Origin of the sequence: Acinetobacter sp. V89_4, from assembly GCF_029967875.1 — a bacterium.
Taxonomy (GTDB): Bacteria; Pseudomonadota; Gammaproteobacteria; order Pseudomonadales; family Moraxellaceae; genus Acinetobacter; species Acinetobacter oleivorans.
Genome location: NZ_JASCAI010000005.1, coordinates 18,685 through 33,717, shown reverse-complemented (window position 1 = coordinate 33,717; position 15,033 = coordinate 18,685). Strand labels below are relative to the sequence as shown.

The 15,033-nt window shown below is 36.7% G+C and carries 13 protein-coding genes; 12 read left to right on the top strand and 1 reads right to left on the bottom strand.

The window, feature by feature from the left end; genetic code table 11:
* Positions 1-338 precede the first annotated feature (338 nt).
* From QLG01_RS02655 to hisC, 7 genes are all read left to right on the top strand, one after another.
* Positions 339-1,787: an RNA polymerase factor sigma-54 gene (locus QLG01_RS02655; RefSeq protein WP_282495767.1), complete on the top strand. Its 1,449-nt coding sequence runs from the start codon at positions 339-341 to the stop codon at positions 1,785-1,787.
* A gap of 165 nt (positions 1,788-1,952) precedes the next feature.
* The gene (gene raiA / locus QLG01_RS02650) at positions 1,953-2,291 is read left to right on the top strand and encodes a ribosome-associated translation inhibitor RaiA (protein ID WP_004641296.1); all 339 of its coding nucleotides are present in this window, start codon (positions 1,953-1,955) and stop codon (positions 2,289-2,291) included.
* 138 nt (positions 2,292-2,429) lie between these two features.
* Entirely contained in the window at positions 2,430-2,681 is a 252-nt protein-coding gene (gene ibaG, locus QLG01_RS02645; RefSeq protein WP_004794487.1) for a BolA family iron metabolism protein IbaG, read from the top strand.
* Between the two features lie 6 nt (positions 2,682-2,687).
* Complete coding sequence (gene murA, locus QLG01_RS02640) at positions 2,688-3,944, top strand: UDP-N-acetylglucosamine 1-carboxyvinyltransferase (protein WP_049838343.1); 1,257 nt, start codon at positions 2,688-2,690, stop codon at positions 3,942-3,944.
* On the top strand, positions 3,944-4,627 hold the full coding sequence (gene hisG, locus QLG01_RS02635) for an ATP phosphoribosyltransferase (RefSeq protein ID WP_003655841.1): 684 nt from the start codon (positions 3,944-3,946) through the stop codon (positions 4,625-4,627). Before murA ends, hisG begins: the two co-directional genes overlap by 1 nt.
* A gap of 106 nt (positions 4,628-4,733) precedes the next feature.
* Complete coding sequence (gene hisD / locus QLG01_RS02630) at positions 4,734-6,023, top strand: histidinol dehydrogenase (RefSeq protein WP_282495766.1); 1,290 nt, start codon at positions 4,734-4,736, stop codon at positions 6,021-6,023.
* 71 nt (positions 6,024-6,094) lie between these two features.
* Positions 6,095-7,180 (top strand): histidinol-phosphate transaminase, encoded by a 1,086-nt coding sequence (gene hisC, locus QLG01_RS02625; protein WP_282495765.1) that lies wholly within the window; start codon positions 6,095-6,097, stop codon positions 7,178-7,180.
* 3 nt (positions 7,181-7,183) lie between these two features.
* On the opposite strand, the gene QLG01_RS02620 is transcribed toward hisC, so the two are convergent.
* Positions 7,184-8,542 (bottom strand): anthranilate synthase component I family protein, encoded by a 1,359-nt coding sequence (locus tag QLG01_RS02620; RefSeq protein ID WP_282495764.1) that lies wholly within the window; start codon positions 8,540-8,542, stop codon positions 7,184-7,186.
* A gap of 356 nt (positions 8,543-8,898) precedes the next feature.
* Here QLG01_RS02620 and QLG01_RS02615 point away from each other — a divergent pair, with 356 nt between their 5' ends.
* From QLG01_RS02615 to filE, 5 genes are all read left to right on the top strand, one after another.
* A complete protein-coding gene (locus tag QLG01_RS02615) occupies positions 8,899-9,747 on the top strand; it encodes a DUF6160 family protein (protein ID WP_282495763.1) in 849 nt (282 codons plus the stop codon).
* A gap of 305 nt (positions 9,748-10,052) precedes the next feature.
* Positions 10,053-10,886, top strand: a complete 834-nt coding sequence (locus tag QLG01_RS02610; RefSeq protein ID WP_045437505.1) for a C39 family peptidase — start codon at positions 10,053-10,055, stop codon at positions 10,884-10,886.
* Positions 10,887-10,931: 45 nt separating this feature from the next.
* On the top strand, positions 10,932-12,122 hold the full coding sequence (locus QLG01_RS02605; RefSeq protein ID WP_225623462.1) for a hypothetical protein: 1,191 nt from the start codon (positions 10,932-10,934) through the stop codon (positions 12,120-12,122).
* Between the two features lie 12 nt (positions 12,123-12,134).
* Positions 12,135-13,799 (top strand): outer membrane protein transport protein, encoded by a 1,665-nt coding sequence (locus QLG01_RS02600; RefSeq protein WP_151989500.1) that lies wholly within the window; start codon positions 12,135-12,137, stop codon positions 13,797-13,799.
* Positions 13,793-15,022 (top strand): putative pilus assembly protein FilE, encoded by a 1,230-nt coding sequence (filE, locus tag QLG01_RS02595; protein ID WP_282495762.1) that lies wholly within the window; start codon positions 13,793-13,795, stop codon positions 15,020-15,022. The genes QLG01_RS02600 and filE overlap by 7 nt, the downstream gene beginning before the upstream one ends.
* Positions 15,023-15,033 lie beyond the last annotated feature (11 nt).

Below are 15,033 nucleotides of genomic sequence, written 5' to 3'. Positions count from 1 at the left end.
GTCATCGCCAGCTCATTATTCTAACACCCCGGTCTCGAAAGAAACCGGGGTGTTTCTTTATGCGTGAATTAAATTAATTGTTTAATTTAGATGCAGTAAGACAATAAAAAAGGACTCTATATGAGTCCTTTTTTTATATATGAAGGAAATTTCGAACCGGTTCTAAGCTAGAAATGGGCTTCTAAACCGACATCTTAATTAGTTATGGAGAAAAATTTTTCATTAAAAGATCCACTTTTTCTTATGGAAATTTCACGCCAATATATATGATAAATAGAAACTATATGTTATAAATATTAAGTAGGCATGATTTTTGCTTGTTTAATGGAATCTAAAATATGAAATTATCTGTTGGGTTGAAAGTTGCGAATTCTTTATCGTTGACACCTCAATTGCAACAGGCGATTCGTTTGTTACAGCTTTCTAGCTTAGAGCTTGAACAAGAAATTCAAATTCAACTAGATAGTAATCCTTTACTTGAAAAAATAGAAGAAGAATCATTAACAGAAAGCCTATCTGTATTAGAAAGCAAAGACTCAGATGATTTAACAACTGAATTAAATGCAAACCATTTGCCTGATGATTTACCAGTCGATACTGATTGGGATGATATTTATACTCATCAATCAACAGCATTGGCTACTCCAGAATTTGAAGAGAGAGAGGATAATCGTCAAGTTCAATTATCTCTAAAGGAACATATTTTAGAACAAGTTAATCTTTTGCATTTTTCTAAAATAGATCAATTAATTGCTTACTGTATTGTTGATGCATTAGATGATAAAGGTTTCTTAGATGCTGAAATAGAAGAAATAATTTTAGCAGCTCAACAATTATTGAATGAGATGGATATCGAAGAAGACATTGAAGAAGATGAGGTTCTAGTTGTCTTAAAGCATATTCAAAGACTTGATCCACTAGGGATCGGTTCACGTAATTTAGCGGAATGTTTAAAAATACAGCTCGAATTTCTACCGAAAGATGTTGAATATTTAAACGAAGCAAAAAGCTTATTGCAATATTATGAGCTTTTGATAGCAAATGATTTAAATAAACTACTCAAACAAACGGGTTTAACAAAAGACCAATTAAAGTTTGCAATCAATCTCTTAAAAACATTGAAACCTTATCCTGGTATGGATTTTGATAAACAAGAGTCAGATTATCAAATCCCAGATGTAGTGGTTTCCAAAAAAGATTTACATTGGCAGGTTCAACTAAACCCAGATGTATTACCTAAATTAAGAATTAACTCTTTTTACTCCAGTATGATTCGTAGAGCAGACCAGAGTGAAGATAATTTATATTTGCGTAATCAAATGCTTGAGGCGAAAAACTTTATTAAAAGCATTGATGAAAGACATAAAACACTATTAAAAGTAGCATCATGTATTGTGGAACATCAGAAAGCTTTTTTGGAGATCGGTGCAGAAGCAATGAAGCCATTGGTGCTTCGAGATGTTGCTGAAGAAGTAGAATTGCATGAATCTACAGTTTCTCGTGTAACAACAAATAAGTATATGCTTACCCCACGTGGCCTTTTTGAGTTGAAATATTTTTTCTCTAGCCATGTAGGTACAACTGCTGGTGGAGAGGCTTCTTCTACTGCAATTCGTGCAATGATTAAAAAACTCGTGGCAAGTGAAAACCCGCGTAAACCTTTGTCAGATAATGTAATTGCTACATTATTGAAAGATGAGGGAATTGAAGTAGCAAGAAGGACAGTCGCAAAATATCGTGAATCGTTACATATTCCTTCATCGTCTGAAAGAAAAGTCTTGATCTGAATTTTGATGTATGGCTATTCTAGAGATTCATTATGACGAAATAATGAAATTTTAATTTCACCAAGAGGAGCCGCTAAGATGATTTAATTGTCCTAATATTTTTTGATAGCATTAAATCGTTTTAGTTCTTCTTTAAATAACCTAAAAAAGGTGAGGGATAGAATTATGCAAATAACGATTCGTGGACATCATTTAGCAATTACACCAGCTATAGAAGAAAATATTAAATCAAAGTTTAATCAATTGACGAAACATCTAGACCAGGTGAATAGTATGCAGATTAAATTAACCAAAGATCATCAAATTGATAAGCGCTCTCATAAGGGCAGTTCAAATCATGTTGCAGAGGCTATTGTAAGATTGCCGGGGATTGAGTTGTTTGCTCAGGCAACCGCTGATGATATGTATACTTCAATTAAAAAATTGACAGAAAAATTAAAAAGACAATTATTAAGATATCGAAAAATGCAATGTACTTATTCGCAAGTTACTGTTTCTGTTTAATAAGTTTTATTAATTTAAGAGAGGCTTGAAAGATAGCCTCTTTTTTATTGATAAAATATAAACACGTACTGAATTCTTGGAAAAAGTTATAGTAAAATACTCCGTTTTACCCCTTAGGTTGTGTCAGAGGTCTTTGCAATGAATAGTGAACAGCTCACTCAAATTTTAAAAGAAGCTTTCCCTGTAGCGGAAGTAGCGGTGAGCGGACAGGCTGGAAAATTTGACCTCCGTATTGTGGATGATCAATTTGAAGGTAAGCGTACAGTGGCTCGTCAACAATTAGTTTATGCACCATTAAATACTTATATTGCAAGTGGGGAAGTTCACGCGGTAACAATTCGTGCAATGACCAAAGATGAATGGCGTAAAGCAAGCCTTTTCGGAGCTTAAATATTAATGGATAAATTTTTAATTACGGGTGGTGTTAAGCTCGAGGGCGAAGTGCGCATTTCTGGTGCTAAAAATGCTGCTTTGCCATTACTTGCTGCAACTATTCTTGCAGATTCTCCAATTACAATAACCAATGTTCCAAATCTTAAAGATGTTAATACTTTGGTAAAGCTAATTGGTGGATTAGGGGTAACAATTGGCTATGAAAATGACACAGTAAAAGCAGATACCTCTACTTTAGATAATCAGTTTGCACCTTATGAGCTGGTAAAAACAATGCGTGCCTCAATTTTGGTTTTAGGACCATTATTAGCACGTTATGGTAATGCTAAAGTTTCTTTACCTGGTGGTTGTGCGATTGGTTCAAGACCTGTGGACCAACATTTAAAAGCTTTGGAAGCTTTGGGTGCGCATATTGAAGTCGAAAATGGTTATGTCCATGCTTCAGTTGATGGTCGCTTAAAAGGTGGTGAAGTTGTTTTTGATATGGTGACTGTTGGTGGTACCGAAAACATCTTGATGGCAGCAGCATTAGCAGATGGCGTTACGACTATTCGTAATGCAGCACGTGAACCTGAAATTACTGATCTTGCTCAAATGTTAATTAAAATGGGCGCCAAGATTGAAGGTCTTGATACAGATACTCTTGTTGTAACAGGCGTAGAAAGTTTGCATGGCTGTGAATATGCTGTTGTTGCTGATCGTATTGAAACAGGTTCATATTTAGCAGCTGCTGCAATTACGGGTGGTCGTGTCAAAACTACACATACTGACCCTGCATTACTTGAGTCTGTTTTGGATAAGTTTGAAGAAATGGGTGCTGAAGTCACTCGTGGTGATGACTGGATAGAACTTGATATGATGGGTAAACGCCCTAAAGCTGTAAGTTTTAGAACTTTGCCACATCCAGAATTCCCAACTGATATGCAGGCACAATTGATGGCAGTAAATGTGATTGGTCGTGGATTCGCAACAATCTCTGAGACGATCTTTGAAAATCGTTTTATGCATGTTCCTGAATTGTCACGAATGGGCGCTAATATTCAGGTAGAAGGTCACGATGCAGTTGTAACCGGAGTTGAAACCTTACAGGCAGCACCTGTTATGGCAACAGATTTACGTGCTTCATTCTCTTTGGTCCTAGCTGCTTTAGTTGCAGAAGGAGATACGTTAATTGATCGTATCTACCATATTGACCGTGGTTATGAGCATGTCGAAGAGAAGCTTCAAGGTTTAGGTGCCCAAATTAAGCGAGTAAGTTAATGAATGATGTAAGAAACGATGATCCTAATTTTGATGTGATGGGTAATTTTGATCATGGTTTGACCTTGGCATTGAGTAAAGGGCGTATTTTAAAAGAGACGTTACCTTTATTGGCTACAGCGGGTATTAATTTACTCGAAGATCCGGAAAAGTCTCGTAAACTAATTTTCCCAACTACGCATAAGCAAGTACGTATTTTAATTTTACGTGCATCTGATGTACCAACCTATGTTGAAAATGGTGCAGCAGATATCGGAGTGGCGGGTAAAGATGTGTTGATGGAACATGGTGCTCAGCATGTATATGAGCTGCTTGACCTGCAAATTGCTAAATGTAAGTTAATGACTGCTGGTAAAGTAGGTATGGAGCATCCAAAGGGTCGTTTAAAAATTGCCACGAAATATGTCAATCTTACACGTCAATACTATGCAAGCTTAGGTGAGCAGGTTGATGTTATTAAGCTCTATGGTTCTATGGAGTTAGCACCTTTGGTTGGTTTAGGTGATTACATTGTGGATGTGGTCGATACTGGTAATACTTTAAGAGCAAATGGTCTTGAGCCATTAGAAGAGATTTGTAAAGTGTCTTCTCGATTAATTGTAAATAAAGCCAGTTTTAAACGTAAACAAACTTTGTTAAATCCAATCATTTCACAGCTTGAGCAAGCTGTTCAATCGCGTTAAAAGCAATTTCCCATCATGCTTTTGCGATAGTTACGCTAGATGATGCCCACAAGCGCATAGAAAAAGGGTAAACTTACTTTTTCTTTTTCGCCTTGTGGGTAAATTGATGCGACGTTTATCGACTCAAGATCAAAACTTCAAACAGGTTTTTGCTGAGCTATTGGCATTTGAAACCGTGAATGATCTTAATTTAGTGCAAACAGTAGATCAAATTATTGCTGATGTTCGTCAGCATGGTGATGATCATGTTTTAAAGCTTACTCAACAGTTCGATCGACATCCTGCGCATCAATTTTCAGATTTAGAATTATCTCAAGAACAACTTAAAACTGCTTTTGATAATTTAAGCCCAGAAATTCGTGATGCTCTAGAATTGGCAGCAAAGCGCATTCGTACATTTCATGAAGCTCAGAAACAAAATAGCTGGACTTATATAGATGACTTGGGCAATACATTAGGGCAAAAAGTTACGCCTTTAGACCGTGTTGGTATTTATGTGCCAGGTGGTTTAGCCTCTTATCCATCTTCAGTTCTAATGAATGCTGTACCTGCTCATGTTGCGGGTGTACCTGAAATTATTATGGTTGTTCCAGCACCAAATGGTGAGTTAAATCCATTGGTTCTTGCCGCAGCTTATCTTGCGGGAGTTAGCCGAGTATTTACCATTGGTGGGGCGCAAGCTGTAGCAGCTTTGGCTTATGGTACTCAGACAATTCCACCTGTAGATAAAATTACCGGTCCAGGGAATCGTTTTGTAGCAGCTGCTAAACGTGCTGTATTTGGTCAAGTCGGCATTGATATGATTGCTGGGCCTTCTGAAATTTTGGTATATGCAGAAGGTGAGAATAATGCTGATTGGTTGGCTATGGATGTTTTATCACAAGCTGAACATGACACAGTGGCTCAAGCTATTTTTATAACTCCAGATGAAGCTTTGCTTAATGCAGTCGAGTTGGCAATTGAAAAGCATTTAAATGAATTGCCAAAGGCAGATATCGCTCGAACTTCAATTGAAAACCGTGGTGCTTTGGTATTAGTCAAAGACCGTGCAGAAGCAATTGAGTTGATTAATCAGGTTGCACCAGAGCATTTGGAGCTGTGCTTAGATGATGCAGAAGCAATGAGTGAAGAGATTCGTCATGCTGGAGCAATTTTCATGGGACGTTATACACCTGAAGCAATCGGTGACTATTGTGCCGGTCCAAACCATGTATTGCCGACATCTGGAACTGCTCGTTTTTCTTCTCCGTTAGGCGTGTATGATTTCCAAAAACGTTCGAGCTTGATTATGTGTTCGAAAGATGGAGTTAAAACGTTAGCTAAAACTGCCGACATATTAGCTGTCCAAGAGAACTTAGATGCCCATGCACGCTCAGCTCGCTATCGTTATCAATAAGCTTATATAAACCTTGTAGTTTTTTAATTATTACTCAGGGCTGATTTTCAGCCCTTTTTTGAGATAAGACCATGACTTTATCTACAGCACAAATGCGCTTTTGGAGTCCAGAAGTTCGTGAATTAGAGCCTTATGTTCCGGGTGAGCAGCCTAAAATTCAGAATTTATTGAAACTTAATACGAATGAAAATCCATATCCTCCATCTCCAAAAGTAGTTGACGCAGTTCAAGCAGTTTTAACTCAGCAAGCTGATGCTTTGCGTTTATATCCAGATCCAGATGCAACAGTTTTAAAGCAAGCAATTGCTAAACAACAGAATATTGAGGTGTCTCAAGTTTTCGTTGGTAATGGCTCAGATGAAGTACTTGCTCATATTTTTAAAGCATTTTTTCTTCAAGATGAACCGATTCTTTATCCAGATATTACTTATAGTTTTTATCCAGTTTATAGTCAGTTCTTTGGAACAAAAACTAAAGAAATTCTACTCAATGAGAATTTCGAGATAGAAGCTAAGGACTATATACAACCAAATGGTGGGATTGTTATTACAAACCCTAATGCACCAACCAGTATTGCAATGGGTTTGCCAGATATCGAGCAAATCTTAAAAGCAAATCCAGATCGGGTGGTAGTGATCGATGAGGCTTATGTTGATTTTGGAGCAGAATCCGCAGTTGGTCTTGTAAATCGCTATGAGAATCTAGTTGTTTGTCAAACAACGTCAAAATCTCGTTCATTAGCTGGTTTGCGCGTTGGTTTTGCAATCGCTCAGCCACATTTAATTGCAGCGCTTGAAGCTGTCAAAAATAGTTTTAACTCATATCCTATTGACCGTTTTGCAATTGCAGCCGCTGTAGCTTCTTTTGAAGATCAGGCTTATTTTGAAGAACACTGTCAGAAAGTTATTTCTAGTCGCGAAAAACTAGTAGATGACTTAACTGCTTTGGGCTTTAAAGTTTTACCTTCTAAAGCGAACTTTATTTTTGCTTCACACTCAGTCCATGATGCAGGCAAACTTGCACAGCAATTACGTGAACAAGGTATTATTGTGCGTTATTTTAATAAGCCTCGTATTAATCAATTTTTGCGTATTACAGTGGGTACTGATGAGCAGAATATGCGTTTAGTGCAAACGTTAAAACAAGATATTCTTTAAGTTTTAGTCTGCTGTGCTGTTCATCAAGTTCAGCATGGCAGATATTTTATCAAGGCTTTCTTGATATTCTGCTTCTGCATTTGAGGCAATCGTAATACCACCGCCAGCCCACAACGAGAGCTGATTTTGATATTGTTGAAAGCTACGGATAAGAATATTCCAGCGACCCGTTCCATCAAAATTGAAGTAACCTAATGTCCCGCAATAAGCACCTCTTGCTTCTTCTTCTAGCTCTTCAATAATTTGCATCGCCCGAATTTTTGGGGCTCCTGTAATTGATCCCCCCGGTAAAGCAGAGAGCAACATTTGCATTGGATTAATATCATCTTTAAGCGTGGCAACAATTTCACTGACCATATGATGAACTTGATTAAAACTTTCAATCTCGAATAATTGTGTTGTTTTTACGGACCCTGTATTGGCATAAATGCTCAAATCATTACGTAATAAATCAACAATCATGACATTCTCGGCCTGATCTTTTTGCGAGTTTTTTAAAGTTTGTTTTGAAATAAAATCTTTTTCGATATCTTCATATCGAGGCATGGTTCCCTTAATAGGTCGGGTCTTAATTTGTTTATTTTGATTGAATTCAATGAAGAGTTCAGGAGAACAACTTAATAATTCAAATTGATCTAATTTTAAATAACCTGCATATGGTGCATTAGTAAGGCTCCATAAATCTTCAGCTTTATTTAATAAAGACCCTTTGAAATCAGCTTTAAATTCTTGGGTTAAATTAATTTGATAACAATCCCCAGCTTTAATGTATTCTTGTATTTTGTTAAAAGCCTCGAAATATTGTTCTTTAGACCATCTTGGCTGAATAGTAGTTTTTAATTCAAATATATTTTTAGATTTATTTGAATTAGGAATCTCTAACTTCTTTTTAATATATTTAAATAGGTCTAATGCATTTTCCTCATCACTAAAAAAATACCAAACATTATCTATATATTTTAAAAAAGAACGATATTGGCCTAAGAACAAAGATGGCTGTAGATGAGACTGAGTATTAATAAATTGATGTGCAGCAAAATCATAACTAATAAAACCAATATAGCCACCATTAAAACTTGTTATCGTTTTAATTTTTTTATTTTCTTTTAAGTCTTTTTCTTTTAGTTGAATAAAGTCTAATAATTGATTTGATTTTAATACTTTCTTATATTCATTAAAGTTCTGACGTTGAAATGTTAGATTATTTTCATTCTGAATAAGAATGTATTGTTGAGGGAGAAAGCCAATAACAGGATTGTTATTGTCATTTAAATAAATGAGCCCAGTTAATCCTTGTAAATTTTTTAAAATCTCGGCAGTACTATAACCATGTAATGAGATTTTTTTCTTTAACTGAGACATTTTTAAATAACAGAATAGTTAATGAGGGAAATATTAGTTTACTACAACTTGCGGATCATCCGGGAGAAGACTTAGAAGAGAGGTACTTTTCGTTGAAAAAATAGTCGAATTTTAGATTGGGATTAGCGTTGGCATTAGACGTTAAAAGCGAAATAAATTGAGCGTACCGTTTGTCGGGTAGTTGGCAAAAAATGCACAACACTAGTTGAACAAAAAGTAACGTAGATGTAATTTAGTAATTGCTAAGCAAAACTACTCAAGGATTGGAAGTTTCGGTTGCTATATAAAGAAAAATGCAACTTGAGACAATGAGAGTGGTTAAAGTCAAAAAATAAATGCTCTTGGGAGAGTGCTCAATGAAAATGTTCACTAAACTTGCTTTAGTTTCTTCTTTAGCTATCAGTGCAAATGCAATGGCAATGCAGTCAATGGACGATGCTGCACTAAGCGCTGCTACAGGTCAAGATGGTATTAATATCGGTATTGCTTTAGGTTCTGGCGGTGTTTCTATCGATAAATTATATCTACACGATAATGATGGTTTGGCATCATCAACAGGTATTACTGGTGCATCAGGTACTGCAGGTGCAATCGCAATTAGCGGTGTTACGGTAACTCAAAAAGGTACAGGTAATCTTTTAGATTTAGCAATTGATACAAATGGTGCTTCGGGCTCAAATGGTGCTTTCTTAAACGTTGCTGCGACAGTAGGTGCTGTTGATATTCATGTGGGTTCAATTGGTGTTGGTACTTCGGGTACTTTAAACCAAACAACTGCTGTACGTGGTATTACAGAAACAGCTCCAACTGAAATTATCTCTGGTTTAGATTTATCTCTAGGTCAAATTTCAGCGAATGTTCAGTTAGGTTCTACTCCACAAGGTGCAATGATCAAAGTAAATTCAAGTTTAAAAGGTGGTTTAACGCTATCTAACTTTGGTATTAATGATGCTGCTGGTGGCGGTAAAATTGTCCTAGATAAAGTAATGGTGCGTGGTGCTGGTAATACTACTGGTGATTTAGACGTGAATGCGAATATTTCAGTTGTACCAACTGGCTTAAAAATCCAAAATAATAGTGCTCAAGGCATGAATGTGTATGCGCAAGGTGTTCACCTTGGCGCTGCGGGTAATGCATCAATTGGTGATTTAGAAATCCAAGGTTTAAATGTAGGTACTTCTACAATTACAATCTCTGGTCACTAATTTAAAAATTTTAAAATAAAAAAGCGCGTTTTATACGCGCTTTTTTATTGGGGGTTTAATTAAATTTTTCATAAGAATTAATAATATTGTTATATGTGTACTAAATATATTAAACGTACTAATGTTTAAGAATGAGAGTTAATTAACACTTTAATTAAAGTAGAACTATGCATTCATCAAAAAGATTAAAAAAAAGCTGTTTTTTACAAAAAAAAAAGGTATCTTCAACACACAGGGATGTAGAGCTATTGCTCTAAGAATAAAATGAATAAGGCCGGTTAGGCCACCATTTAGACCAAGTGCTTATGTTAGAGATAGTTTTAGGCTCAGCATTGATGTATTACTTTGCGACAGAAGCCTTCGAAATAGAAAAAAAGCCGCCGGGAACTGTTTATTATACAGAGACTGCCGATTCACGTAATTTATCATTTCATCGAAATCACATTGAACCCGTCAAGATCAAGCCTGCTGTAGAAGATCAGTTCCGTGGAATTGTTCGACAGGCCTATGACTATAGTTGTGGTTCCGCTGCTCTTACAACCTTATTAAATGGGTATGTTGGAACCAGTTTGACTGAACAACAGACGATGAGTGGCCTATTACAGTATGGCGAATATCAACGCATTATTGAGCGTCGAAGCTTCTCATTACTCGATATGAAACGTTTTGTCACAGCAATCGGTTTAGAGAGCGGTGGTTATCGTGGTGAGTTCTCTGATTTAGTAAAACTTGGACAACCTGCAATTGTTCCTATTTCTTATGCTGGGTTTAAACATTTTGTTGTATATAAAGCCTATAAAGACGGGCGAGTCTATGTGGCTGATCCCGCATTAGGCAATATCAGCTTCGATGAAAATCGTTTTAAAGAAATTTGGGATAATAATACTTTATTCGTTATTTCAGTCCCCGAATCTCAGCGTAAAGATCTATTGGCTTTAAAAGATGCAGATATGCGTCATGTAGAGGATGCAACCGTTAACAGATATGCTTTTGTTGACGTGCAATATCCGACATTTAATTATGATCGTTTAGCAAATAAAGCCTCAACCATGAGACGCGTGTTAGATAACGATAATCACTCTGCAACCTATGGACTACCAATAGAAACCTATATGCGTCTTTATTACAAACGTAAATAGTCAAATTTTAATTTAGTAAAATAAATAAATTGGGTGGGAAAAAACATGAATAATCGATGGATAAAGATGAGTGTATTGGCCTTAAGTATGAGTGCCATTGCAGGGACAATTTATGCTGAGGATCAAGTACAACAAGGACAAGTAGGTGGATCGAGCCAAGATGTAAATACAGGTAGCACAGGAAGTTCTACACCTGTAGATACAACAAATTCGAATACAGCTATAGCAGAAAGCACAGTACAGTCGTCTGATACATCTGCAACGGATAATAGCCCAGTACCCGCGAATGAGGGTGGTGCACATCAAGCTGCCACTGCATTACAGAAAAAAGAAGGTGATGCAAGTCAAGAGACGAACTTACAAGAAGTATTTACTTCAAATGAGCGACAATATTCGTTAATTAAAAAAGGCGTCATCTCCTCTTATTACGATCTTGATTACACTTATTATCGCGATACACGAATTGACTTAGCTTTATCAGATAATTCATCTCAACTTAACCGTTTACGTGTCGAAGAAGATGCTAACCATACTTTGACAAATAGTTTTACGGTCCAGTATGGAGTTTTGGACAACTTAACTTTATCAGCAACGCTTCCTTTTGTTGCAAAGTCTGAAATTATTCGCGATACGACTACTGCAGGGTTGGGGGACATTTCTCTTGGCGCTCGCTGGGAACCCTTCCCATTAAAACAAGGCCGATTACCATTGGTACTTTTTGGTAGTTTATCTTCTAAGACAGGGGATAGCCCATATGAAATTGGTTTAGATGAGCTATCAACAGGTAAAGGTTACTACTCAGCTGGTGTAGGCGCCAGTACTCGTAAATATATTGATCCAGTTGTTTTATTTGCTTCCGCATCTGCTAACTATGGTTTTAAAGAGTCTGGGTTAAATCAAGCCCGTGGTACACGTACATTAACCTCATTTGACCCTGGAATCAGTGGTGGTTTTTCTTTCGGTTTTGCTTACTCATTTAACTACGATGTATCTCTAACGATGTCATATCAGCAAAGCTTCAATATGAATGCTGAATTCCAGTTTGACAATGGAGACTCATATACGTCTCCAGACCAAAGTAGTGCAATGTTGTCTTTTGCTTTAGGTGTGCGTGTTTCACCTGAAACAATTGTTAATGGTACGGTAGGTATTGGTTTAACCGAAGATGCACCGGATATTTCACTTGGTTTATCGTTCCCGTTAGATATTTTAGGTTTTACTAAAAAACAAAAATAAGGAGATATGCAGGTGAAATATCCTAAATTATGTCCTTTAACGGCGGCAATTGTTATCTCCGGTTTTTCTAGCTTTGCCAATGCTCAATTAGGACAAAACCTAGCTGTTGATATTCGTTCACTATCGATGGGGAATGCTGTAACGGCAGATCCTCCAGGGATTAGTGCAGTTCATTTTAACCCAGCAGCACTAGCGAAGATTGATGGGTTACAAACAGATGTACAAGGTATTCTTGCAAACTTTGATATCCAGCGAGAGTTCTCAGCTCCTCCTGGGTACAACATTTTTGGTTATTCAGATGATCCTTTAGTTTGTAATGATGGACCAGAAATTTCTGCCAATATTTGTACAGATTTTAAAGATTCTGTACATGGTGATGTCGAGTATGCAAGCTTATATATCCCCATTCTTAAAAAAATGGTTGATTTAGGAGCCGGTTACCCACTTGTTGCTCCTACAGCAGGTATAGCTTATAAGCCACCAGGCTCAAAAGTAACCTTTGCAACGGCAATGTATGCGCCTTTAGTAGCAGGTTTTGGAGCGGAAAATGGCAATCCGGGTAACTATATGGGACAACAGGTTGCTGTAGAGCGTATTACATATCTATCCCCATCTTTTGGTTATCAAGTAAATGATCATTTATCAATTGGTGCTTCGATTGGTATGTCGTATAACGCGATTGCTTTAAATACCGATTTACGTTTTCCTAATGAAATGATTGGTGTACTGCGTATGGTTGATGAAGTGGTATGTGCACCCTTCAAAGACAATAACGATATGATTACTGATCTGCTGTTATTGGGAATTTGTAATACGAAAGAAGGAATGAATCCATTTAATAAAATGGGGGCATTACAAGTTTCATTAGAACAATCATTAAGCCCTAGCTATAACTTGGGATTGCTTTGGGAGCCAACAGATGATTTTGGCTTTGGTATGGTATATCAAAGTGCTGCCAAGATGCGTCTCAAAGGCAAATACATGATTAATAATGCTAAAGCTCCTCAACAGTTGGTTCAGGGATTAAACTCATCGGCAACTGGTCAAATTTTAGCTGCCATTCTTGGATTACCTGGATATGTTCCTGACACTGAGTCTGGTTTAGTCGCGATGGATTTAGAGTATCCTGCACATTTTCAGGCAGGTATTAAATACAAAATATTTCCAGATTTACAATTAAACTTTGATGTTGGATGGACTGATTATTCTGCTTGGGATAAGTTTAAATTTGAATTTGATAGACAGATTACATTATTAAAGATTGCCAAACTTCTATCGAATGATGTGACTGATAACTCTTTAGCATTGCCATTAAAGTTTACTTCACCTTGGAGTTGGGGTATTGGTTTAGAGTATTCAGCAACTGATCGTTTGAAGTTACGAGCAGGTTATGAGCCGCGTGCTAGTGCTATTCCTAATGATAAGCGTAATACCATGGTTCCGATCAATAATGCGCAATTATTCGGTTTAGGGGTAGGTTATCGTTTTGATGCTGATACAGACTTAGATCTTTCTGTCGGCTTCTTACGTAGTCGTGACAATATTCCAGCTTGTAGTAGTACTCTATCGAATAAGTGTGGTGTCGATAATATTTTATTAAATCCTTATTCAGGTTTAGATGTAAAAACGAATACAAAAGTCACAGTACTTGGTTTGAGTTATAGAACAAAATGGTAAAACAGTATAAACGGATGTTTAACCCTAATTTCGCTATCTTGACCTTATGTGTTGCGATAGCGAATGTTTCTGTTTCTTATGCAGACGGATTTTATACGATTATAGGTCCCGATGGCCGTCCTATGATTGTGCCTAGTAAAAGAGTTGACCAGAAAAAACAAACTTCCTCTAAAATAGAAGAAACACAACACCAAAATCCAACAACTAATACGATAGTTGTTCCCGCCCAAAAAGTGTTTAAAGAGGAAGCGCGCAATACAGACTCACCAAAAAGAGTAGAACAACAACCACAAAAGAAATTAAATTCTGCACCGACTGCACCGACTGCACCGACTGCACCGACTGCACCCCAAAAAATTCAAACTGCTATTGTTGCTGATAAAGAATTAAAAACATCTACCGAGAAAACTAAATCTTTCGAAGGTGAAAAGGTTCAACCAGTCGCTAATAACGATTGGAAGAAAAAGCTTATTTTAGTTCCGCCACCAATAAAAAATACATCACAGGCAGCTCCATCAGCCGTCTCTTCACAGGATAAGTCTAAATTTACAACGATTGATAATGTTGAATATGTAAATAATGAGTATCTTGAAGATCAGGAATTTAATCTTGAAGGTAAAAAGCGTTTTTATCTTATGCCTGATGGCTTGGGACGAACTGAATCAATAGAGCGTAAAAAAGGTGTGAGTCGGTCAACTTTAGATCAGCTTTTTAATCGGCAGGCTAAAGATGAAGAGTCTACTGTTGTATTGGCTCCAACATATATGCGTTTATCTTCGCAAGAGTTAGAAGCAGCTTTTGAACAAGATAAATGTTTTATTAAAGGTTATAACAAACAAATTAAGACACTTGGTATAAATAAAGAAGTAAGTGTATGGCCTCGTAAGCCATTGAAAGAAAAATTTGAATATGAGGTAGTACAGTTAAACCCTTCTGTTCAGCATTTAAAACTTATGTCATTTGCTGCTAGTAATGAGAAGCCTCTATATTACTGGCCTTTAGTCATCTTTTTAGATAATAAGGGGTGCATTTTAGAAGGAGTTAGTGGGTTTAAGAGTAAATCTTATCCTTCTACGATGTTACAACATTCATCAATTCAAGGTGTTTTAAAAGTACCACCTTCAGCACATTACATGATGATGACACCTTTATCTTCTGCAGTGGATGTTGCAGAAAAAGAGTTAACAAATCAGGGACAAATTCAAATTTCCGTATTACGTTAAAAATAAGTAGG

Coding starts and splice junctions, on each gene's coding strand:
- QLG01_RS02655 (WP_282495767.1), top strand. CDS start 339: ATGAAATTATCTGTTGGGTTGAAAGTTGCGAATTCTTTATCGTTGACA.
- raiA (WP_004641296.1), top strand. CDS start 1,953: ATGCAAATAACGATTCGTGGACATCATTTAGCAATTACACCAGCTATA.
- ibaG (WP_004794487.1), top strand. CDS start 2,430: ATGAATAGTGAACAGCTCACTCAAATTTTAAAAGAAGCTTTCCCTGTA.
- murA (WP_049838343.1), top strand. CDS start 2,688: ATGGATAAATTTTTAATTACGGGTGGTGTTAAGCTCGAGGGCGAAGTG.
- hisG (WP_003655841.1), top strand. CDS start 3,944: ATGAATGATGTAAGAAACGATGATCCTAATTTTGATGTGATGGGTAAT.
- hisD (WP_282495766.1), top strand. CDS start 4,734: ATGCGACGTTTATCGACTCAAGATCAAAACTTCAAACAGGTTTTTGCT.
- hisC (WP_282495765.1), top strand. CDS start 6,095: ATGACTTTATCTACAGCACAAATGCGCTTTTGGAGTCCAGAAGTTCGT.
- QLG01_RS02620 (WP_282495764.1), bottom strand. CDS start 8,542: ATGTCTCAGTTAAAGAAAAAAATCTCATTACATGGTTATAGTACTGCC.
- QLG01_RS02615 (WP_282495763.1), top strand. CDS start 8,899: ATGAAAATGTTCACTAAACTTGCTTTAGTTTCTTCTTTAGCTATCAGT.
- QLG01_RS02610 (WP_045437505.1), top strand. CDS start 10,053: ATGTTAGAGATAGTTTTAGGCTCAGCATTGATGTATTACTTTGCGACA.
- QLG01_RS02605 (WP_225623462.1), top strand. CDS start 10,932: ATGAATAATCGATGGATAAAGATGAGTGTATTGGCCTTAAGTATGAGT.
- filE (WP_282495762.1), top strand. CDS start 13,793: ATGGTAAAACAGTATAAACGGATGTTTAACCCTAATTTCGCTATCTTG.